Raw genomic sequence first — 21,120 nt, 5'->3', positions numbered from 1 at the left:
AAGGCGAAGGTAAGGTTTTATTTACGAATGAAAAATAAATTTTTGTAGGAATGAAAAAATTGATAGGATTGTTTTGTGTAGGACTTGTCGTGGTGGCCTGTGATCCGAAAGCAAAGGTGGAAAAAGAGGTGGAAGCCATACCTGTAGTAACCCAACTCCATCGATTTGAGCAGGCTTTTTATGAATCAAGTCCTGCTGATTTGGCAAAGGTGAAGCAACAGTATCCTGAGTTCTTCCCTGACGGCGTACCCGATTCCGTATGGGTTAATCGCCTTCAAAATAAAGATTGGCAGGCACTTTACCGAGAGGTGTCCAAACGCTATAAAGACTTTAGTGCCGAGCAAACGGAAATTGACGATGTATTTAAGCATGTCAAATATTATTTCCCTAAAGTCAAAGAACCCCGTATTTATACCGCTATTGGGGAAATGGATTATCTAAACAAAGCCATTTATACGCAAGATAAATTGATTGTTTCATTAGAAATGTATCTCGGGAAAAACCACCCCTTTTATGCAGGCATTCCGCAGTACATTCGCGACAACTTTGAGCCGCGTCAAATGATTCCCGATGTGGTTGCGGCCATAGGTTTTCGGGTGATTCCCAAGTCGCGTAAGGCCGATTTTTTGAGTTTGATGATTGATGCCGGAAAAGAATTGTATCTCAAAGATCTTTTGATTCCTGATTACACCGATGCGGAGAAAATCGGGTATACGCCTAAGCAACTTCAATTTTGCCAAGAAAATGAAGCATACATTTGGGAGAATTTTGTACAAAACAAATACCTCTACAGTACCGATAGTAAGTTGCCCAACCGGTTTATCAACATGGCTCCTTTTTCCAAATTTTATCTAGAAATTGACAACGAAACGCCAGGGCGCATTGGCCAATGGGTAGGATGGCAAATTATACGGTCGTTTGTTGAAAATAATGAAGAGGTAACCCCCAAAGATTTGCTCGCTATGGAGGCACATCGTATCTTTGAACAATCCAAATACAAACCCAAAAAGAATGAGTAAGCAAACCTTTACCTCGGAAATAAAAGTCAATGTTACCCTCGATGAAAATCGAATTCCCGAGGCCTTGAGTTGGACCGCCATTGATGGTGGCGTGGAAAATGCCGGAGCCAAAGCGGTGCTGTTGTCGTTGTGGGACAGTCAGCAAAAAGAAACGCTACGTATTGATTTGTGGACGAAAGACATGCCGGTGGATGAGATGAAAATCTTTTTTCATCAAACCCTTGTCGCCATGGCCGATACCTATCAACGGGCTACCCAAGACGATAAAATGGCCGATTCGATGCGGGACTTCTCGGATTTCTTTGCCGAAAAATTAAATTTGAAGGGGTAACATTAGCGTACTGATGTGCGCTGTAAATCCTTCATCCCTTTCGCATAGGCTTTCAGTAATAATTTGCGCGCATCGACACTTAGCTCCCATCGTTCACCGCCATGAATTACAGTGCTAGTAGTACTTCCTGTAAATCGTTTGGAGTACAACAGGGTTTGTTTTTTGAGGTCGTAACATTCCAAGGTAACATGCGCCATATTCTGTTTCTGCGTTTGCTGAAAACGGGAATTATAATTGACGAGTCCCATTTCATCTTTGGCAATGACGGCTTTGCATAGAATCACATAATCACAAGAAGGAACCCCCAAGGCCAATTGCTTCAATGTGGGTAATTTCATTTGTATTTTGGCGTCTTTCGGAATGATCGCGCTTTGTATTTGATGGGGAAAATAAATGCGATCGCCCAAAATGGCTTTGAAGTCGGTTTGTATTGCCGTATTGAGTGCACCATATACTTCAGGCGGACAATCAATTTCTAGCAACAACCAATTGCCCGTACGGAAGTCCACCCCGCCCGCAGGTCCCTGCGAAAGCACGGAGTATTTGGGGAGATTACAACCCGATAAAAGGATAAGGAAAAGGGTGCAAATAGTGTATGGAATGGCTTGTAAAATAGATTTTTTCATGGCAATAGTTTAAGGGAATGGCGATTTGCGAATGGTTTCATTGATCGATTCGATGTAGGTCAATAACTCTTCACGCCCCACTTTGGTTTCGGAAGAAGTAATAAAGTAAGGGGGCATTTCTTCCCAATTCTCGGCCAACAGTTTTTTTCGGTAAGCTGCCACATTGGATTCGGCTTTCACTCGGGTAATTTTATCCATTTTGGTAAAAACCAAGCAAAAAGGGATGCCATTTTCCCCCAAGTAATTGATAAATTCCAAATCGATTTTCTGGGCTTCCAAACGCACGTCAATTAAGACAAACGCACACACTAATTGGGTTCTTTTTTCGAAATAATCGGTGATGAATTTTTGAAATGTCGCTTTTGTAGATTTGGATACTCGTGCATAGCCGTATCCGGGCAAATCGACCAAAAACCAATTTTGATTGATTTTAAAATGATTGATTAGCTGCGTTTTCCCGGGGCGCCCCGAGGTTTTAGCCAAATTTTTATGGTTGGTCAACATATTAATCAACGAGGATTTCCCCACATTGGAGCGCCCAATAAAAGCATACTCGGGTAGGGGTTCCTGTGGGCATTTACTCACCACAGAATTGCTGATGATAAATTCGGCGCTATTGATTTTCATGCCTTATAAACCTTCTTTTTTCAGCCACGTTTCCAAATGCTGATTGAATGCTTCTGGTTGTTCCATCATCGCAGCATGGCCACATTGATCAATCCAGTACAGGTCTGAATTAGGCATCAGCTTGTGAAATTCTTCAGCGACTTCAGGGGGAGTAACGCGGTCATTTTTTCCCCAAATTATACAGGTTTTTACATGCATTTTAGGCAAATCTTTCCCCATATTATGACGAATCGCACTTTTGGCAATCGTGAGTGTTTTTAAAACTTTAATACGGTCATTGACAATCGAAAATACTTCGTCCACCAATTCTGGAGTAGCCATTTTGGGGTCGTAAAACACGTCTTCGGTTTTCTTTTTGATGTACTCATAATCGCCGCGTTTGGGGTAACTGTCCCCCATAGCACTCTCATACAAACCGGAGCTTCCGGTAATCACCAAACCCGCTACTTTTTCGGGATACATTTTGGTGTGGTATAAAGAGATGTGTCCTCCCAACGAATTACCCAAAAGGATTACCCGCGGAAACCCTTTGTAGGTAATAAAATCCTTGACGTATTTCGCAAAGGCTTTCACGTTGGTTTTGAGGATGTTTTGAGTGTATAGCGGCAATTCAGGAATCACCACTTTATAGCCGCGGGTCGAAAAGTGATCAGCAACAGCTTTAAAATTACTCAAACCGCCCATTAATCCATGCAACACCACAATTGGCGTGCCTTCTCCAGCTTCATAATATTGGTATTTACCCTCTTTTTTTGCGCTTACATCCATATTGAATCCTACGATTTTGCTTGGTTACAAATATAGTTTTTTTAACCTAATATCCCAGTGTGATACCCATTATTTGCGGTTATCTTACTGTTGTGTTTTGATTTGTAGTGTCAAATGGCTAACGGGCTTGCAATCAGAACTCCATTTTTTCTAAGCACTTCAAACTTGTTAAATCAGCCTTAGTTTTTTTGCTCAGTATCGGCCAATGACTTTGCAATATGCGATTTTTTTACTCCTTATCCACAATTGTTAAACTTTTTGTAAAACACCCTTTTCCGTGTTCCTCTAGGATTTTGATACAAAGTGGTAAAACTTATCAACAAAGTGGAGTAAAGTGGTAAAATGTGGTAAAATCTTTCCTATTTTTGTTCCCATACATCCGATTTCGCATAATGAACGCATTAATAGGGACATACGAGTGTAAAGTTGATGCCAAAGGAAGGCTTTTAGTGCCTGCGCCTTTGAAGAAGCAACTTACGGCTGTACTTCAGGACGGTTTTGTGCTGAAGCGCTCGGTATTTCAACCTTGTTTGGAATTGTATCCTATGGCGGAATGGAATCTGATGATGCAAAAAATCAACAAGCTCAACAAGTTTGTCAAGAAGAACAACGACTTTATCCGACGCTTTACGGCAGGGGTTAAAGTGGTGGAAATTGACAACTTGGGTCGATTATTAGTCTCCAAAGACTTAACCGCTTTTGCCCAAATCTCCAAAGATGTAGTCTTATCATCGGCGGTTCATATCGTCGAGATCTGGGATAAAGACTTGTATGAAAAAGCAATTGATGATTCTGTCGTTGACTTTGCAGATTTGGCCGAAGATGTAATGGGAAATGTAAACGACGATGATCATGGACTATCATAACCCCGTATTGTTGCAGGAAACCGTTGAGGGTTTGGCAATTCGTCCCGATGGCGTCTATGTTGACGTGACCTTTGGGGGCGGGGGGCATTCGCGTGAAATTTTACGACGCTTGGGTCCGGAGGGAAAGCTTTTTGCTTTTGATCAAGACGAAGATGCATGGGCCAATGCGTTGGATGATGCTCGTTTTACCTTAATTCCCGAAAACTTCCGATACCTTAAGCGATTTCTTCGATTTCATGGCGTTCGTGCTGTCGATGGGATATTGGCTGATTTAGGAGTTTCTTCGCATCAGTTTGATGTGCCTGAGCGAGGATTTTCCACTCGTTTTGAGGCCAAATTGGACATGCGGATGAGTCAGCAAAATGAATTAGACGCCTATCAAGTCATCAACACCTATGACGAGAGTGCATTGCGCAGTATGTTTTTGCTGTATGGCGAACTCAAGCAGGCTCCCGCTTTTGCACGAACGATTATCGAAGCACGCAGTCAAAAACCAATTGAAACCACTGCCGATTTGAAACTGGTTTTGGCCAAATATTTACCAGCTCATTTGAGTAATAAAATTTTGGCACAAATCTATCAAGCTATTCGTATTGAAGTGAATCAAGAGATGGAAGTGCTCAAAGATTTTTTGACACAATCCCTAGAAGTGTTGCGTCCTGGCGGGCGATTGAGTGTAATTTCCTACCATTCTTTGGAAGATCGTTTGGTCAAACGCTATGTCAAAAATGGAATGTTTGAAGGCGAACCCGAACGCGATTTCTTTGGGAATTATTCGGTGCCTTTCAAAACTATAGGAAAACTCATTGTGCCCAGTGCCGCAGAAATAAGTACAAACAATCGTGCGCGAAGTGCGAAACTAAGAATAGCAGAAAAATTAGGATGAAACGAGGAATTTACAGCTTGTTAAAAGCCCGATTTCTAGTGGATGAATCCGCATCACAGAACTGGCGGTTTATCCTTTTTCTGATTTTATTGGCCATTATCATGATTGCCAATACCCATCGGTATGAACAAAAGGTGTTTCGTATCGCCGAATTGAACAATGAAGTGAAAGAATTGCGCTCTCGATTTGTCGATCGCCGTTCACAATTGATGAAACTCCGAATGGAGTCGACCATTTCACAAAAAATGGAAGCGCGTGGAATCAAACCCTCTCCCGTGCCTCCGCAGAAGATAACCGTAACCAAAAAAGAATCGAAAGGATTTTGGAGTTCCCTATGGCAGGAGTAAACAACGATAAAGCACTTTCTTACCGCACCTACCTCACCGCGTTGGTCTTTTTCCTCATGGCGATTGCTATCGTGGTAAAATTGACCAATATCCAATGGGTAGAAGGGCCCTATTACCGAAAATTAGCCAAAGAACGGTCGGTAAAAACCTTCGTTATTCCCGCTAATAAAGGCAATATTTATTCCGCCGACGGAAGTTTGTTGGCGACTTCTATTCCCAATTACACCATTCGCTTTGATGCTATGGCACCCAAATTGGAGGATTTTGAAGCAAATGTTCCCGATCTAGCACAAGCCCTGTCCAAGAGGTTGGGTAAACCTGCTTCGCACTACCAAGATATGTTGCGCAAAGCACGCGCCAATAAAAATCGGTACTTGTTTATCGCCGATGATTTGACCTACACCCAGTACATGGATTTCAAAGCAATGCCCTTGTTCAACAAAGGCGCTTACAAAGGCGGTATGATTGTCGAACAACACACGGTTCGGGAGCATCCTATTGGGAAAGTGGCCGAACGGACTATTGGTTACGAACGTGTTTTGGACGATGGTACAGTAAAACGCATCGGGATTGAAGGGGCGTTTAGCAAGTATTTACGGGGAGAAGACGGTAAAATTTTGAAACAAAAAATTGCCAAAGGACAATGGAAACCCATTCGTGATGAAAATGAAAAGGAACCCCGCGATGGCTACGATGTAATTTCAACCATTGATGTTTTTATTCAAGATATCGCCCACCACGCCTTGTTAAAGCAATTGGAAGAATACGGTGCGGAGCACGGCTGTGTGGTGGTTATGGAAACCAAAACGGGCTATGTACGTGCGATTTCCAATTTGGGTCGCGATGAAAAAACAGGCAACTACTACGAAACCATCAACTATGCGGTGGCAGAGTCGCACGAACCGGGTTCTACCTTCAAATTGGTAGATATGATCGCCTTGTTGGAGGATAAAAAAGTAGATACCAGTAGGGTGTATAATACCAACGGTGGGGTGATAACGTACCGCGGTAAAAAAGTACGCGACTCTCATGAAGGGGGCTATGGAAGCATCTCTTTGGCTCGTGGATTTGAGGTTTCTTCCAATACGGTTTTGGTACAAGCGGTGTATGAAAATTACAAAAACAATCCCAAACAGTTCGTTGACCGCATCGACCGCATGGGATTGAACAAGCCCTTGGAACTTCCCTTTAAAGGTGAGGGGAAACCCTATATTCCTCAGCCTGGGGAAAAAGGGTGGAGTGCGATTGCATTGCCCTGGATGGCTTTTGGCTACGGGGTTTCGGTGACGCCACTGCAAACATTAACCTTGTATAATGCGATCGCCAATAACGGAGAAATGGTGAAACCCTTATTCGTATCAGAGATTAAAGAATGGAATAATACCATTAAAAAATACAACAAAGAAGTGCTTAACCGACGCATTTGTTCGCCAGAAACCATCCAAAAGTTGAAAGCGATTATGGAAAATGTAGTCAAACGCGGTACAGGCTCAAAGTTGTATTCCAAAGATTTTTCTATGGCCGGAAAAACGGGAACCGCGCAAGCCAATTACGGTAAAAATGGAGGCAATGAAAAGCATTACATTTCCTCATTTGTGGGCTTTTTCCCTGCTGATAAGCCAAAGTATTCGTGTATCGTTGTGGTGCACAAGCCCAATACGTCCAACAACAATTACTATGGTGCCGATGTGGCGGGTCCGGTGTTTAAACGCATTGCACAAAAGATTTTTACCGATGCCCCCGCTATGAATAAAGTGCACAATGTGGATGCCAAGATTGCCCGTCAAGAACAGCAATACAATGCCTACTATCAAAAATTGCAAAAAGCGAATAACACCATGCCCAATCTAAAAGGCATGCCAGGGATGGATGCGATTGCTTTGCTAGAAAATATGGGCATGAAAGTTAAAGTTAAAGGGATAGGAAAAGTGAAGTCCCAATCGTTGCGACCTGGAGAAATCCTTCGAAAAAATACACCCATCACTCTAGAATTATCATAATGCAACTCAAAGATTTACTCTACCGCGTAGCTTTAGAATCGGTTAAAGGACCGACCGATATTCCTGTGGCTAAAATTGAATTTGATTCCCGAAAAGTTACTCATGGGGATGTGTTCGTAGCTCTACGCGGGACGCTGGCCAATGGACATGATTTTATTGAAAAAGCGATCACTTTGGGTACTCTAGCCGTAGTGTGTGATACACTGCCCGAAACCCTTCTACCACAAATCACTTACATCCAAGTAGCCGACACCAATACGGCTTTGGCATGGATGGCCAACAACTTTTATGATAATCCTTCTGCCAAATTACAACTGGTAGGCGTAACGGGGACTAACGGCAAGACTACCATCGCAACATTGTTGTATCAGTTGTTTAAAAAGGCAGGATTTAAAGTTGGTTTACTTTCCACCGTAAAAGTTATGGTCGATACCCACGAGTATCCCGCCACACATACCACGCCCGATTCCCTGACGATTAACCGGTATTTGGCTGAAATGGCCGAAGTGGGTTGTGAATATTGTTTTATGGAAGTGAGTTCCCATGGTGTACACCAAAAGCGTACCGAAGGATTGGTGTTCAAAGGAGGCGTTTTTACCAACCTAACCCATGATCATTTAGATTACCACAACACTTTCGCAGCATACCGTGATGTGAAAAAATCATTTTTTGATCACTTGCCCAAATCGGCTTTTGCGCTTGTCAATATTGATGATAAAAATGGGGCTGTAATGGTACAAAATACGGGGGCTCGAACCCTTACGTATGCCTTAAAATCAATGGCCGATTACAAAGCGCAAGTGTTGGAAAATCAGTTGTCGGGTTTGCTTCTAAAAATTAATGAGCAAGAAGTTTGGGTCAAATTAATCGGTTCTTTTAATGCCTACAACGTGTTGGCCATTTATGGGGTTGCTATCGAGTTGGGACTTGAAAAATCAGAAGCTTTACGACTTTTATCCGAATTAGAAAGTGTTTCAGGACGCTTTCAGTTTGTGGTTTCACCCAATCATATCACGGCGATCGTTGATTATGCTCATACACCCGATGCTTTAGCCAATGTGCTTAAAACGATTGGCGACATTCGTGCCCGCAATGAGCAATTGATTACCGTAGTCGGTTGCGGGGGCGATCGCGACAAAACCAAACGTCCGATAATGGCCAATATTGCTGCAGAATATAGCGACAAAGTCATTTTCACCTCCGATAATCCACGCACGGAAGACCCACAACAAATCGTAAACGAGATGGAAGTGGGTGTGGAACCCCAATATTTCAAAAAAACCCTTTCGATTTTAGATCGAAAACAAGCCATAAAAACCGCATGTCAAATGGCTCAACCCCAGGATATTATTTTGATTGCTGGTAAAGGTCACGAAACCTATCAGGAAATAAACGGGGTGCGCCACGATTTTGATGATTTAAAGATTGTTACCGAATTCCTCCAACGCTTAAATTCCTAACCCATGCTTTACTATTTATTTGATTACCTCGATAAACAATTGGATGTGCCTGGCGCAGGGGTGTTTCAATACATCACCTTTCGCTCGGCTTTAGCGCTCATTCTTTCGTTAATGATTTCTACCATTTACGGCAAGAAAATCATCACTTTTTTACGTAACCAACAAGTGGGTGAAACCATTCGAGAGCTGGGTTTGGAAGGGCAAACACAAAAGGCAGGAACGCCAACAATGGGAGGGTTAATTATCATTATCGCAACACTTATCCCCGTTTTGTTGTTGACCAAATTAAATAACATCTATGTTATTCTTTTGGTGGTAACCACCCTTTGGATGGGAACCATTGGCTTTATAGACGATTATATTAAGATTTTCAAAAAGGACAAACAAGGCTTAAAAGGAATTTTTAAAGTAATCGGTCAAGTCGGTTTGGGATTGATAGTTGGCTCAGTCCTGTATTTTCATCCGGGTGTAACGGTACGTGAAAAATCGACCGCCCCTGTCACATTCAATCAAACGCAAAACTCGATTGCACCCGCAGCCAAAGAAATCAAATCAACCACAACGACCATTCCGTTCATGAAAAATAATGAATTGGAATACGCACAAATTTTAAAGCCATTCACCGACGATTACCACCAATGGGCTTGGTTGGTGTTTATTCCGATTGTGATTTTTATCATCACGGCGGTTTCCAATGGCGCCAATCTTACCGACGGGATTGACGGTCTCGCGGCAGGAACTTCGGCGATATCGGTACTCGCACTCGGGATATTTGCCTTCATTTCTGGGAATATCATTTTGTCAAGCTATTTGAATGTAATGTACATCCCTAATTCGGGAGAAATGACAGTATTTATTGCAGCTTTTGTGGGTGCCTTGGTCGGTTTCCTTTGGTACAATTCGTATCCCGCATCTGTGTTTATGGGCGATACGGGCAGTCTTACCATCGGCGGAATCATTGCTGTACTTGCAATTTCTGTACGAAAAGAAATGCTATTGCCCGTTTTGTGTGCCATTTTCTTTGCTGAAAGCGCCTCGGTGATCATTCAGGTTTCCTATTTCAAGTACACCAAGAAACGATTTGGCGAGGGACGACGCGTTTTTCTGATGTCGCCTTTGCACCATCATTATCAGAAAAAAGGCTACCATGAAAGTAAAATCGTAACCCGCTTTTGGATTGTTACGATTATGCTCGCTATTGTTGCTATTGTCACCTTAAAATTACGCTAGAATGAAACGATTGGTTGTGCTTGGTGGGGGCGAAAGTGGCGTTGGAACTGCCATATTGGGTCAGAAAAAAGGATACGATGTGTTTGTATCCGATTTTGGAGCCATCAAGCAAAATTATAAAGACGTTCTTACCCAATACCAAATTTCGTGGGAAGACAACCAACACACGGAAGATTTGATTCTTAACGCCGATGTGGTCATGAAAAGTCCGGGGATTCCTGATAAAGCGCCCATCGTGAGGAAGTTAGTAGAAAAAGGCATTCCTGTCATTTCAGAAATCGAGTTTGCGTATCCCTATACCGATGCGATTACCATTGGAATCACAGGAAGCAATGGCAAAACGACCACCACAATGCTTACCTATCATTTGCTAAAAGAAGGCGGATTGAATGTGGGCTTGGGCGGAAATATCGGGAAAAGTTTTGCATGGCAAGTGGCCGAGGAAAATTACGATTGCTACGTGTTGGAGTTAAGTAGTTTTCAATTGGATGGCATCGTGCATTACAAACCCCATATTGCAATCATTACCAACATCAGCCCCGATCATTTGGACCGCTATGAGTACAAGTATGAAAACTACATCGCTTCCAAATTTCGGATTACAATGAATCAAACGGAGGACGATTACCTCATTTATGACAACGATGACGAAGCCATTAGCCAGTGGCTTCAAAATAATAAAATCAATGCAAAACCCATTCCGTTTTCGGTAACGCGAGTGCTAAAAAACGGAGCTTATTTAAACGACAAAATTATGGAAATCAACATCAACCAAGAGGAGTTCATGATGGAAACTGCTCAAATTTCATTGGAAGGAAAACACAATCTAAAAAACGCCATGGCAGCGACTTCCGTGGCTCAACTGATGCGTATTCGCAAACAAACCATTCGGGAAAGTTTGTCCAATTTTCAAGGGGTAGAACACCGTTTGGAAAAAGTGTTGAAAATCCAAAATGTGCAATATATCAACGACAGTAAGGCGACCAACGTTAATGCGACCTATTTTGCCTTGGAAAGCATGACAACACCTACGGTATGGATTGTTGGGGGTGTGGATAAAGGCAACGATTACACCGAGTTGATGGCTTTGGTGAACGAGAAAGTAAAAGCAATTATCTGTCTTGGAGTTGACAATAAAAAAATTATCGATGCTTTTGGCAACATCGTTGACATGATGGTGGAAGTAGACAACATGCGTGATGCAGTGAATACAGCCAAGCATATTGCTGAAAAAGGGGATACCGTTTTGTTATCACCCGCCTGTGCAAGTTTTGACTTATTTGAAAACTACGAAGACCGCGGGCGTCAGTTTAAAGATGCCGTTCGGAATTTATAGAAATGCACTCTTATTGTAAAAGCTAACTTGAGGTTTTTGACTCAAAAATCAATTTTTACAAGAGGTTGCTGAAGGGACTGAGATAAAAAGGGTACATGCCATGCTGCATTGCTGTCGTTTCAATGCAAGCAGATAATCAATTGCTCGGTTCGTATTTAAGATAGAAATTAAAATAACCCATGAAAAACCTAATTAACAGCTTGCACGGAGATAAAGTCATTTGGGCGCTAGTCGCTTTCTTGGCGGTGTTTTCCTTTATGCCCGTATTTAGCGCCAGTAGTAATTTGGCCTACATGCGCCATGGCACCGGAAACACACTTACCTACCTGATTAAGCATGCAGTGCATATCATCATTGGGTTTTTTATTATCTATAAAATACATAAAGTACCTTACCATTATTTCAGAGGGGTATCTCGAATAGCATTGCCCTTTGTTTGGGTGCTTTTGGGATATACACTTGTCAAAGGAACCGTAATCGATGGGGCTAATGCAAGTCGTTGGATTCAAATTCCGTTTCTTGGCATTTCGTTCCAAACGTCAACCTTTGCAGCAATAGTGTTGTATGTGTATGTGGCACGTTACCTCTCCAAAAATCGGGAAACACCACTCACGTTTAAAAATTCATTGGTTGATCTTTGGCTTCCGGTCTTCATTACCTTAGGATTGATTTTTCCAGCCAATTTCTCCACGGCAGCCTTGTTGTTTGCTATGGTACTCATGATTGCCTTTATTGGGAAGTATCCGTTGCAGTATATCGGACTTATATTGGCGTTAGCGGTGGCAGCAGCTTCGTTTTTTGTACTCCTAGTCATAGCTTTTCCCAAAGCTTTCCCCAACCGCGTCGATACCTGGAAGAGTCGTATTGAAAACTTCACCTCCGACAAACCCGGCGAGGACGATTATCAAATTGAAAAGGCCAAAATAGCGATTGCTTCGGGGAATGTGTATGGATTGGGCCCCGGGAAAAGTGTCCAAAAAAACTTTCTGCCGCAATCGTCTTCCGATTTTATTTATGCTATTATCGTTGAAGAATACGGGTTGATGGGCGGATTGACCATACTGTTTTTTTATATGCTCTTGCTTTTCCGATTTGTGATAGCTTCACACAAAGCCAATTCGCTCTTTGGCAAATTGGTGGTTATCGGTCTTGGTTTTCCTATTGTTTTTCAAGCCTTAATCAATATGGCGGTAGCGGTTGAATTGCTCCCCGTAACTGGGCAAACCCTTCCCTTAATCAGTTCGGGAGGGAGCTCGGTATGGATGACCTGTATTGCTTTGGGGATTATATTGAGTGTAACCAAAAAAGAAGAGGAAATTGCGCAAGAGGAAGCCGAGAAACAACGTCGAGAGGAAGCTTTGCAACGTTTGATTGATAAGCAATTGTTGGAAGAAGCGGAGGCCGAGCGCGCAGGTGCCCAAGGCCAAAATGAAGACGATAATCCCATGAATGCTGTTTTAAATCGTTAGCCATGAAAAAGTATAAATTCATTTTAAGCGGTGGGGGAACGGGCGGACATATTTATCCGGCCATTGCCATTGCGAATGCTTTAAAACAACGCTTTCCTGATGCTGAGTTTCTTTTTGTAGGGGCTAAGGATAAAATGGAAATGCAAAAAGTGCCACAAGCAGGGTATCCTATCGAGGGATTGTGGATTGCAGGATTACAACGAAAACTCACATTGCAAAACATGATGTTTCCACTTAAATTGGTAAGCAGTTTATGGAAATCCCGACGTATTTTGAAGCGCTTTCAACCCGATGTAGTCATCGGTACGGGAGGATTTGCCAGCGGCCCTTTATTACAAATGGCCAACAGCAAAGGGATTCCTACTTTGATTCAAGAGCAAAATTCCTATCCTGGGATTACCAATAAGTTGTTAAGTAAAAAAGCGAATGCGATTTGTGTGGCCTATGAAAATTTGGAACGTTTTTTTCCCAAAGAGAAAATTGTTTTAACAGGGAATCCCGTGCGTCAAGATTTACTTGAATTATCGAATAAACGGGAAGAAGGGCAAATGTATTTTAAACTCGACCCAAACAAGAAAACACTACTGGTGCTTGGTGGAAGTTTGGGTGCCCGTCGCATAAACCAATTGATAGCCAAAGAACTGGATTTTCTCTTGGCACAAGGGGTTCAAGTGTATTGGCAATGTGGGAAACTCTATTTTGAAGCATACAAGCATTGGAATGAAAAACCAAATGTTCAAGTCACTGCGTTTATTGACCGTATGGACCTGATTTATGCCGCTGCTGATGTTGTGATTTCTAGAGCTGGTGCGTCATCGGTTTCGGAGTTATGTTTGGTAGGAAAACCAACCGTTTTTATTCCGTCACCCAATGTAGCAGAAGACCATCAAACCAAAAACGCAAAGGCCATTGTCGATAAAGGCGGTGCATTATTGTTGAAAGAAATGGAATTGGAAGAGAAGTTTGAAGCCACTTTTGCCGATTTGTTGAAAAATGAAACGCTACAACAGCAATTGAGCGCTGCCATGAAACAACTTGGAAAGCCAAATGCAACACGGGATATCGTTGAAGAAATAATAAAACTGGTGCAATAGCAATAGCAATGACAATAGCAATGGCAATTAAAAATAACAATAGAAATGGCAATAGCAATGACAATAGCAATGACAATGAAAAGGGTCATAGCATTGAATAGCAATAGCAATAGCAATGACAATAGCATTGACAATTAAAAATAACAATAGCAATGGCAATGAAAAGGGTCATAGCATTGAATAGCAATGAATATCATTGACATTGATTTTTGAAATTGACATTGATTTTTGAAATTGACATTGATTTTTGAAATTGACATTGAACTTTGAAATTGACATTGATTTTTGAAATTGACATTGAATTTTAACAGTAACATGAATCTAAACCAAATCCATAACGTCTATTTTATCGGGATCGGTGGCATCGGGATGAGTGCCCTAGCGCGTTATTTTCAATTCATTGGAAAAAAAGTAGCGGGTTACGACAAAACACCAACGCGGCTCACGGATGAGTTGGTTGAAGGGGGGATGCCTATTCATTTTGAAGATGCTATTGCAGCGATTCCAACGTCCTTCACCAAAGACACTACCTTGGTGGTCATCACGCCCGCCATTCCCAAAAACCACACGGAATGGAACTATTTATTAGAAAAAGGCTATGTCATCAAAAAGCGGGCAGAAGTTTTAGGCTTAATCACCCAAGGAACCTATTGTTTTGCGGTAGCAGGAACGCACGGAAAAACGACTACGTCAAGTATTTTGGGTCATATTCTTTATGAAAGCGGAGCTGATGTAACTGCTTTTTTAGGTGGAATTGTAGAGAATTACCATTCCAATTTGATTGGTCAAGGTAAAACAATTTCGGTGGTTGAAGCCGATGAATTTGATCGTTCCTTTTTGCATTTACATCCTGATTTGGCTTGTGTAACGTCAATGGATGCCGACCATTTGGATATTTATGGTGATGCTTCGGCTATAGAAGAATCCTTTCGAGAATTTGCGGCTAAAGTTTCCAATCCAAAGCATTTGTTTGTGCCCAAAGGATTGCCGTTGGAGGGAACAACGTTGGGGATTAATGAAAAAGCCGATTTTACAGCATATAACATTCGGGTGGAAAACAGCGCCTATGTTTTTGATGTTAAAACACCCACTGGGAATCTTCAAAATATTGCCTTTGGGTTACCCGGACATCACAATTTAATGAATGCCTTAACTGCTTTAGCAATGGCCTATACCTACGGCACCCCAACCGATGCCATTGCTAAAGCTTTGGCTTCATTTCAAGGCGTGCAACGTCGTTTTTCGTATCAAATTAAAACCCCAGCGAAGGTATATATAGACGATTATGCGCATCATCCGACAGAGATTAATGCAGTACATCAAGCGGTTCGTGAATTGTATCCCGGGAAAAAGGTGACGGCTATTTTTCAACCTCATTTGTTCAGCCGAACACAGGATTTTATTGAGGGTTTTGCAACCAGTTTGTCCCAGTTTGATGAAGTCATTTTATTGGACATATATCCCGCTCGAGAATTGCCTATCGAAGGGGTAACATCGGCGTGGTTAATGAGCAAAATGACGCTTTCTGAGGTAAGACTTTTAACCAAAGAAGCACTGAGGTTACAAATCCCACAAATAAACGCCCCCGTGTTGGTAACAATAGGAGCCGGCGATATCGGAGAAATGGTGCCAGAAATTAAAAAATTATGGGAATAAATAGCAACACTTGGTCCACCATACGATTGGTGCTTATCCTAGGATTGGCGGGGTTTTTGTATGCTTTTTCCTCCCTGCGAAATGGCCGTCGATCGCTGCAAAAAACAGAGGTTGTTTTTGTAGGAGAAAGCAACAGTTTTATGCGCCAGGAAACGGTTAATAAATTGTTAATAGAAAATAAAAGTGACCTGCGAAGCATTACTAAAGAGCAATTAAATTTGGATAAATTGGAGTCTTCTGTCAATAAAAATCCAATGGTTGAGAAATCAGAGGTTTACGTAAGTGTTGATGGAGTATTGCGGGCTGAAGTCGTGCAACGAACGCCTGTAGCGCGCGTATTGGTAGGCGAAACGTCGTATTATTTGGATAAAAATGGAGAACAAATGCCTTTATCCAGCCATTACACTGCTCGAGTACCATTATTGACAGGTTCAATCACAAATGAAGTGATGCCAAAGCTTACCGCAGTGATGGCGATGATGCAGAAGGATCCATTTTTGAAAAAAAATATCATTAGTGTACGCGTGTTAAACGATAAAAGTCTGGAAATGGCTTCGCGCAATCACCCATTTGTCATTGAATTTGGGCAATTGGTGCACCCGGAACGAAAGTTTTTGAATTACAAAGCCTTCTTCCAAAAAGCGGTTAAAGACAGTACATTAGAAAAATATAAACGCATCAATTTACGGTTTATCCATCAAGTTGTATGCACCCGATAAACAAACAGTAAGTGACCATTTTTGAACTATGAACCCGAAAGAAAGCATTGCCGTAGGATTAGATATTGGAACAACCAAGATTGTGACCATGATCGGAAAGAAAAACGAGTATGGGAAATTGGAAATTTTGGGCATTGGAAAAGCCAAAAGTTTGGGCGTTTCCCGTGGGGTGGTGAACAACATTACCCAAACCATTCAATCGATCCAACAAGCGGTATTGGAAGCCGAGGAGAATTCCGGTTACAAAATCAATGATGTTGTGGTTGGGATTGCTGGGCAACACATTCGTAGCATCCAGCATACCGATTATTTGATTCGCAGTAATCCAGAAGAGGTGATTAGCGAAAAGGACATTCAATTGTTGGTCGATCAAGTAAGTCGTTTGGCTATGTTGCCCGGTGAAGAAATCATCCATGTTTTACCGCAAGAATTCAAAATTGACGGGCAATCCGATATCAAAGAACCCATCGGAATGTATGGGGGTCGTTTGGAAGCGAGCTTTCATGTAGTGGTAGGACAAGCGTCTTCTATTCGAAATATTGGGCGATGTGTACAAAGTTCGGGCATTGAATTGTCGGGTCTTACCTTAGAGCCCTTAGCATCAGCAGATGCCGTATTGAGTCAGGAGGAAAAAGAAGCAGGGGTTGCTTTGATTGATATCGGAGGGGGAACAACCGATTTGGCCATTTTCAAAGATGGAATTATTCGTCACACTGCGGTGATCCCTTTTGGTGGTAATGTGATTACAGAGGATATTAAGGAAGGCTGTTCCATCATCGAAAAGCAAGCCGAATTATTGAAAGTAAAATTCGGATCAGCATGGCCTGGCGAAAATAAAGACAATGAAATCGTATCGATTCCCGGGGTTCGTGGACGTGATCCGAAAGAGATATCATTAAAAAACTTGTCCAAAATCATCCATGCCCGCGTGGTTGAAATTATCGAGCAAGTTTTTGCCGAAATTAAGGCATATGGCCATGAAAATCCGCGTAAGAAATTGATTGCGGGGATTGTATTGACCGGAGGGGGGTCACAGTTGAAGCATGTCAAGCAATTGGTAGAATACATCACGGGAATGGATACGCGTATTGGGTATCCCAACGAACATTTGGCGGGAAATTCTAGCGAGGAAATTTCAAGTCCATTGTACGCTACAGCCGTGGGGTTGGTGATGAACAGTGTCGCCAACAATACCCAAAGTGCTTACCGTATTGAATTACAACAAGCGCCGCAGCCTGTTGCAGTACCTGTTGCACCAATTACCCCTGTCAATGAAGTACAGCCAATGGCTCCCACGACTCAAGAAGTAGAAGAGCCCGTAGCAACAACGCCTCAGGCACCCAGTACCGAAAGTACGATACGACGATCGTTTTTTGATCGCTATGTCGATAAGATTAAAGATTTTTTAGATAACGCAGAATAAGTAGACAGCAAAATACAAACAAAACCAAAATCGTATGATGAGCAACTCAGAATTTGGAAGCATCTCATTTGATTTGCCTAAAAACCAATCAAATGTTATTAAGGTAATCGGTGTTGGCGGCGGCGGAAGCAATGCCATCAACCACATGTTCAAACAAGGAATCAAAGGGGTAGACTTCGTGGTATGTAACACGGATGCGCAGGCTTTGCAAAACAGTCCTGTTCCCAACAAAATCCAATTGGGTGTTGGGTTGACCGAAGGGCTGGGCGCAGGAGCCAATCCTGAAGTAGGTCAGCAGTCTGCGATTGAAAGTATTGCCGAAATTGAAAAAATGTTGGACAGCAACACCAAAATGGTTTTCATCACTGCCGGTATGGGAGGTGGAACAGGAACGGGTGCTGCTCCTGTGATTGCTCAATTGGCCAAAGAACGTGATATTCTTACGGTCGGTATTGTGACAATTCCTTTCCAGTTTGAGGGAAAAGTTCGTTCGGAACAAGCTATGGCTGGTGTTGAACGTTTACGCAAACAAGTTGATTCGCTCATCGTTATCAATAACAATAAATTACGCGAGGTTTATGGAAATCTTGGTTTCAAAGCGGGGTTCTCCAAAGCGGATGAGGTTTTGTCTACCGCCTCACGTGGAATCGCCGAAGTAATTACACACCATTATACGCAAAATATCGACTTGAAAGATGCCAAAACGGTATTATCCAACAGTGGAACGGCCATTATGGGTTCGGCTACTGCGACAGGAGATAACCGTGCGAAGGATGCCATCATTGCCGCTTTAGATTCGCCGTTGTTGAATGATAACAAAATTAATGGTGCCAAAAACGTATTGTTGCTTATCGTTTCAGGGACTAGTGAAATTACCATCGATGAAATAGGTGAAATTAATGATCATATTCAAGCAGAAGCAGGGTTCAATGCCAACATCATTATGGGGGTTGGTGAAGATGAAACCTTGGGAGAAGCTATTGCGGTAACTATTATCGCAACAGGATTTACCACCGATCAGCAAGCAGAGATTGTGAATACAGAGCCTAAAAAGATTATTCATTCTTTGGAAGACGAGCAGCGTTTAGTGCGTGACTTAATTCAGCCTTCGGTACCCGTTTTTGAAAGTCCTGTTGAAACGCCAATTACTCCTGTTTTTGAAACTTCGGCTCCAGTAGCGGAAAAAGTGGTTTTTGAATTGTTGGAAGAAGAGGTGGTTGCTCCCGTGTTCACGCCAGCAGTTGATGCTGATGCATTGATTCCGATGAATGAGTTCATCCGTAATTTGGACGTTACTTTTGAAATTGTTTCTCCTATTAAGGATTTGGATTTTGGTTTTACAGCACCTGTGACGCCGGTTCAAGAAATCAAAGTAAATGAATCACAAACCATTTCTTTTGCTGAAGAAACACAAGCGACGTTGACGTTTGATTTGCCATTGCAAGTTGCAGAAACTCCTGTAGCGGAAACGTCGAAATTAGTTTTTGATTTGACCGATGAAACCAAAAATATTCAAGTGAATGAACCTATTGAGTTTGTTCCCATGACGGAAGTCGATCAAGGTGTCATTCGATACTCTTTGGAAGAATATATGGAAATTGAAAATGAGCTTTTGGGTACTTCAAAACCCACTGAGCCAGTTGCAAAAGTGGAAGAGAAAGTGGATGAAACTCTTCAATTTACCACCAAAGTGGCTGCTGAGCCTGTGATGCCTAAATATGCTGCTGATGAGTTGTCGCCAGTGGAGTTGACTATAGAGGAAACTTTAAAAATGCGCGCCGAAGAACGTCGTCGCAAGTTGAAGGAGTTTAATTATAAATTTCACAACAATCCATCACGTGTGGATGAGTTAGAAAATGAACCAGCGTACAAGCGCATGGGTGTTGATTTGTCAGCAAATCAGCCCACCTCCAATACGTCAAGAATGTCTATAGGAACCGATAGTAATGACGATGTTCAATTGCGTTCCAACAATTCATTCCTGCACGATAATGTAGATTAAATCATAAGTTAATTAAAGATGGGTAACCCGGAGGAATTGTTTCTTTCGGGTTATTTTTTTACCTTTGCCACCGAAAATAGGCGATGGAAGAATCGCTTAGTTCTAATCCCTTAAAAGACAAAGCAATGAGTTTGGAAAGTCAAATTATGGAAGAAATGAAAAACGCGATGCGTGCCAAGGACACGGTAGCCCTTGAAGCATTGCGTGCCATTAAATCTGGGATTATATTGGCTAAAACAGAAGCTGGGGCTTCAGATACCCTTTCTGTCGACGATGAAATCAAGTTGTTGCAGAAATTGGTGAAGCAACGTAAGGATAGTGCTGCCATTTTCACGGAGCAAGGGCGAACGGATTTGGCTGAACCTGAATTGGCACAAGTGGCTGTAATTGAAAAGTTTTTGCCTGCACAATTGAGCGAAGCTGAAGTTGAAGCTGTGGTAATAAAAATTATCGCTGAAAATGGTTTTTCGGGCATGGCTTCCATGGGACAATTGATGGGATTAGCAACAAAAGCTTTAGCGGGTAAAACCGATGGCAAAACAATCTCAACCATAGTAAAAAAACTTTTAAATTCATAATTCATAATTCATAATTTAAAATTTAGAATAGTAAATAATGGCTGCGTAGTTCAACTGGATACCTGCCTGCCGGCAGGCAGGGAATATCAGATTTCTATGGTTTATTATGCATACATATTACGTAGTAAAGTTGATGGTAGGTTGTACAAAGGCCACGCAAGTGATTTAGAAGTAAGATTAAAAGAGCATAACTCAGGAAAGACTCGATCAACAAAAGGGTATATACCTTGGGAATTGGTTTATTATGAAGAATTTGAAACGAAGGCGAAAGCCATAGCTCGTGAAAAGTTTTTTAAATCGGGTTTTGGAAGAGAATATATAAAGTCTATATTAGACAAAAAATAATGGCTGCGTAGTTCAACTGGATAGAATATCAGATTTCGGCTCTGAGGGTTGGGGGTTCGAATCCCTCCGCGGTCACGAATAAATAACTAGGGCGAAAAGAAATTAAAATTTATTTTAAAATTTCTTTTCGCCCTAGTTATTTTCAAAGCGGAGCTTTGAGGGATCAACGGAGTTGAATCCCTTTCGTGATATTGTATTTATTGGCTTTAGTCTAAATAATATATTTATTATATTTGCTTTATGAAAGACAGTATTTTATCCCAAATATCGGAATTAAATCAGGAAGATAAATCCCGATTATACAAAGTTATTGAAGGCTTTTTGTTTGATAATGAAGT

Annotated in this window: 20 protein-coding genes and 1 tRNA gene; 18 read left to right on the top strand and 3 right to left on the bottom strand. The window is 41.9% G+C overall.

All coding sequences use genetic code 11. The annotated features are described in order from the left end of the window. Nucleotides 1-50 precede the first annotated feature (50 nt). Together gldB and gldC are read left to right on the top strand one after the other, a co-directional pair. Complete coding sequence (gldB, locus tag O9316_RS01625; protein WP_298205182.1) at nt 51-1,019, top strand: gliding motility lipoprotein GldB; 969 nt, start codon at nt 51-53, stop codon at nt 1,017-1,019. Next, nucleotides 1,012-1,350 carry a gliding motility protein GldC gene (gene gldC, locus O9316_RS01620; protein ID WP_298205183.1) on the top strand — a complete coding sequence of 113 codons (339 nt, stop codon included), beginning with the start codon at nt 1,012-1,014 and terminating at the stop codon, nt 1,348-1,350. The genes gldB and gldC overlap by 8 nt, the downstream gene beginning before the upstream one ends. A gap of 2 nt (nt 1,351-1,352) precedes the next feature. Here gldC and O9316_RS01615 read toward each other — a convergent pair whose 3' ends face one another. From O9316_RS01615 to O9316_RS01605, 3 genes are read right to left on the bottom strand one after another with little or no spacing between them, the layout of a single operon-like run. Next, a complete protein-coding gene (locus O9316_RS01615; protein WP_298205184.1) occupies nt 1,353-1,976 on the bottom strand; it encodes a hypothetical protein in 624 nt (207 codons plus the stop codon). Nucleotides 1,977-1,985: 9 nt separating this feature from the next. Beyond that, complete coding sequence (gene yihA, locus O9316_RS01610; RefSeq protein WP_073363064.1) at nt 1,986-2,603, bottom strand: ribosome biogenesis GTP-binding protein YihA/YsxC; 618 nt, start codon at nt 2,601-2,603, stop codon at nt 1,986-1,988. 3 nt (nt 2,604-2,606) lie between these two features. Further along, the gene (locus O9316_RS01605) at nt 2,607-3,371 is read right to left on the bottom strand and encodes an alpha/beta hydrolase (protein WP_298205185.1); all 765 of its coding nucleotides are present in this window, start codon (nt 3,369-3,371) and stop codon (nt 2,607-2,609) included. A gap of 392 nt (nt 3,372-3,763) precedes the next feature. Here O9316_RS01605 and mraZ point away from each other — a divergent pair, with 392 nt between their 5' ends. The 16 genes from mraZ to O9316_RS01525 all read left to right on the top strand — a co-directional run bounded on the left by mraZ (nt 3,764) and on the right by O9316_RS01525 (nt 20,857). Then, nucleotides 3,764-4,237: a division/cell wall cluster transcriptional repressor MraZ gene (gene mraZ / locus O9316_RS01600; RefSeq protein ID WP_298205186.1), complete on the top strand. Its 474-nt coding sequence runs from the start codon at nt 3,764-3,766 to the stop codon at nt 4,235-4,237. Beyond that, the gene (gene rsmH, locus O9316_RS01595; RefSeq protein WP_298205187.1) at nt 4,224-5,123 is read left to right on the top strand and encodes a 16S rRNA (cytosine(1402)-N(4))-methyltransferase RsmH; all 900 of its coding nucleotides are present in this window, start codon (nt 4,224-4,226) and stop codon (nt 5,121-5,123) included. Before mraZ ends, rsmH begins: the two co-directional genes overlap by 14 nt. Continuing rightward, on the top strand, nt 5,120-5,470 hold the full coding sequence (locus tag O9316_RS01590) for an FtsL-like putative cell division protein (RefSeq protein ID WP_287781968.1): 351 nt from the start codon (nt 5,120-5,122) through the stop codon (nt 5,468-5,470). Before rsmH ends, O9316_RS01590 begins: the two co-directional genes overlap by 4 nt. Then, on the top strand, nt 5,458-7,470 hold the full coding sequence (locus O9316_RS01585; protein WP_298205188.1) for a penicillin-binding protein: 2,013 nt from the start codon (nt 5,458-5,460) through the stop codon (nt 7,468-7,470). Before O9316_RS01590 ends, O9316_RS01585 begins: the two co-directional genes overlap by 13 nt. Then, nucleotides 7,470-8,930 carry a UDP-N-acetylmuramoyl-L-alanyl-D-glutamate--2,6-diaminopimelate ligase gene (locus O9316_RS01580; protein WP_298205189.1) on the top strand — a complete coding sequence of 487 codons (1,461 nt, stop codon included), beginning with the start codon at nt 7,470-7,472 and terminating at the stop codon, nt 8,928-8,930. The genes O9316_RS01585 and O9316_RS01580 overlap by 1 nt, the downstream gene beginning before the upstream one ends. A 3-nt stretch (nt 8,931-8,933) precedes the next feature. Continuing rightward, entirely contained in the window at nt 8,934-10,160 is a 1,227-nt protein-coding gene (gene mraY / locus O9316_RS01575) for a phospho-N-acetylmuramoyl-pentapeptide-transferase (RefSeq protein ID WP_298205190.1), read from the top strand. Between the two features lies 1 nt (nt 10,161). Continuing rightward, nucleotides 10,162-11,496, top strand: a complete 1,335-nt coding sequence (gene murD, locus O9316_RS01570) for a UDP-N-acetylmuramoyl-L-alanine--D-glutamate ligase (RefSeq protein WP_298205191.1) — start codon at nt 10,162-10,164, stop codon at nt 11,494-11,496. A 179-nt stretch (nt 11,497-11,675) separates the two neighbouring features. Continuing rightward, nucleotides 11,676-12,965: an FtsW/RodA/SpoVE family cell cycle protein gene (locus O9316_RS01565; protein ID WP_298205192.1), complete on the top strand. Its 1,290-nt coding sequence runs from the start codon at nt 11,676-11,678 to the stop codon at nt 12,963-12,965. A 2-nt stretch (nt 12,966-12,967) separates the two neighbouring features. Beyond that, nucleotides 12,968-14,059, top strand: coding sequence for an undecaprenyldiphospho-muramoylpentapeptide beta-N-acetylglucosaminyltransferase (murG, locus tag O9316_RS01560; RefSeq protein ID WP_298205193.1), 1,092 nt, complete (start codon nt 12,968-12,970; stop codon nt 14,057-14,059). 315 nt (nt 14,060-14,374) lie between these two features. After that, a complete protein-coding gene (murC, locus tag O9316_RS01555) occupies nt 14,375-15,715 on the top strand; it encodes a UDP-N-acetylmuramate--L-alanine ligase (protein WP_298205194.1) in 1,341 nt (446 codons plus the stop codon). Continuing rightward, nucleotides 15,706-16,434 (top strand): cell division protein FtsQ, encoded by a 729-nt coding sequence (locus O9316_RS01550; RefSeq protein ID WP_298205195.1) that lies wholly within the window; start codon nt 15,706-15,708, stop codon nt 16,432-16,434. Before murC ends, O9316_RS01550 begins: the two co-directional genes overlap by 10 nt. A 28-nt stretch (nt 16,435-16,462) precedes the next feature. Continuing rightward, nucleotides 16,463-17,857: a cell division protein FtsA gene (ftsA, locus tag O9316_RS01545; RefSeq protein ID WP_298346910.1), complete on the top strand. Its 1,395-nt coding sequence runs from the start codon at nt 16,463-16,465 to the stop codon at nt 17,855-17,857. 34 nt (nt 17,858-17,891) lie between these two features. Continuing rightward, nucleotides 17,892-19,859: a cell division protein FtsZ gene (ftsZ, locus tag O9316_RS01540; protein WP_298205197.1), complete on the top strand. Its 1,968-nt coding sequence runs from the start codon at nt 17,892-17,894 to the stop codon at nt 19,857-19,859. 125 nt (nt 19,860-19,984) lie between these two features. Further along, a complete protein-coding gene (locus O9316_RS01535) occupies nt 19,985-20,437 on the top strand; it encodes a GatB/YqeY domain-containing protein (protein WP_298205199.1) in 453 nt (150 codons plus the stop codon). A gap of 96 nt (nt 20,438-20,533) precedes the next feature. Then, the gene (locus O9316_RS01530; RefSeq protein WP_298205198.1) at nt 20,534-20,782 is read left to right on the top strand and encodes a GIY-YIG nuclease family protein; all 249 of its coding nucleotides are present in this window, start codon (nt 20,534-20,536) and stop codon (nt 20,780-20,782) included. A 1-nt stretch (nt 20,783) separates the two neighbouring features. After that, nucleotides 20,784-20,857, top strand: a tRNA-Arg gene (locus O9316_RS01525). Nucleotides 20,858-21,120 lie beyond the last annotated feature (263 nt).

The sequence above is a fragment of the Flavobacterium sp. genome (genome assembly GCF_027533505.1).
Lineage (GTDB): Bacteria > Bacteroidota > Bacteroidia > Flavobacteriales > Flavobacteriaceae > Flavobacterium.
Note: the sequence above shows the minus strand (reverse complement) of the source record. Positions and strands in the feature narration are given on the sequence as shown.

Excerpts from the sequence above, each read along its gene's own strand:
- murD (WP_298205191.1), top strand. The coding sequence starts at position 10,162 with ATGAAACGATTGGTTGTGCTTGGTGGGGGCGAAAGTGGCGTTGGAACT.
- yihA (WP_073363064.1), bottom strand. The coding sequence starts at position 2,603 with ATGAAAATCAATAGCGCCGAATTTATCATCAGCAATTCTGTGGTGAGT.
- O9316_RS01550 (WP_298205195.1), top strand. The coding sequence starts at position 15,706 with ATGGGAATAAATAGCAACACTTGGTCCACCATACGATTGGTGCTTATC.
- O9316_RS01590 (WP_287781968.1), top strand. The coding sequence starts at position 5,120 with ATGAAACGAGGAATTTACAGCTTGTTAAAAGCCCGATTTCTAGTGGAT.
- O9316_RS01535 (WP_298205199.1), top strand. The coding sequence starts at position 19,985 with ATGAGTTTGGAAAGTCAAATTATGGAAGAAATGAAAAACGCGATGCGT.
- O9316_RS01530 (WP_298205198.1), top strand. The coding sequence starts at position 20,534 with ATGGTTTATTATGCATACATATTACGTAGTAAAGTTGATGGTAGGTTG.
- gldC (WP_298205183.1), top strand. The coding sequence starts at position 1,012 with ATGAGTAAGCAAACCTTTACCTCGGAAATAAAAGTCAATGTTACCCTC.
- gldB (WP_298205182.1), top strand. The coding sequence starts at position 51 with ATGAAAAAATTGATAGGATTGTTTTGTGTAGGACTTGTCGTGGTGGCC.
- mraY (WP_298205190.1), top strand. The coding sequence starts at position 8,934 with ATGCTTTACTATTTATTTGATTACCTCGATAAACAATTGGATGTGCCT.
- ftsZ (WP_298205197.1), top strand. The coding sequence starts at position 17,892 with ATGATGAGCAACTCAGAATTTGGAAGCATCTCATTTGATTTGCCTAAA.
- O9316_RS01585 (WP_298205188.1), top strand. The coding sequence starts at position 5,458 with ATGGCAGGAGTAAACAACGATAAAGCACTTTCTTACCGCACCTACCTC.
- murG (WP_298205193.1), top strand. The coding sequence starts at position 12,968 with ATGAAAAAGTATAAATTCATTTTAAGCGGTGGGGGAACGGGCGGACAT.
- O9316_RS01605 (WP_298205185.1), bottom strand. The coding sequence starts at position 3,371 with ATGGATGTAAGCGCAAAAAAAGAGGGTAAATACCAATATTATGAAGCT.
- O9316_RS01580 (WP_298205189.1), top strand. The coding sequence starts at position 7,470 with ATGCAACTCAAAGATTTACTCTACCGCGTAGCTTTAGAATCGGTTAAA.
- rsmH (WP_298205187.1), top strand. The coding sequence starts at position 4,224 with ATGGACTATCATAACCCCGTATTGTTGCAGGAAACCGTTGAGGGTTTG.
- O9316_RS01565 (WP_298205192.1), top strand. The coding sequence starts at position 11,676 with ATGAAAAACCTAATTAACAGCTTGCACGGAGATAAAGTCATTTGGGCG.
- mraZ (WP_298205186.1), top strand. The coding sequence starts at position 3,764 with ATGAACGCATTAATAGGGACATACGAGTGTAAAGTTGATGCCAAAGGA.
- O9316_RS01615 (WP_298205184.1), bottom strand. The coding sequence starts at position 1,976 with ATGAAAAAATCTATTTTACAAGCCATTCCATACACTATTTGCACCCTT.
- murC (WP_298205194.1), top strand. The coding sequence starts at position 14,375 with ATGAATCTAAACCAAATCCATAACGTCTATTTTATCGGGATCGGTGGC.
- ftsA (WP_298346910.1), top strand. The coding sequence starts at position 16,463 with ATGAACCCGAAAGAAAGCATTGCCGTAGGATTAGATATTGGAACAACC.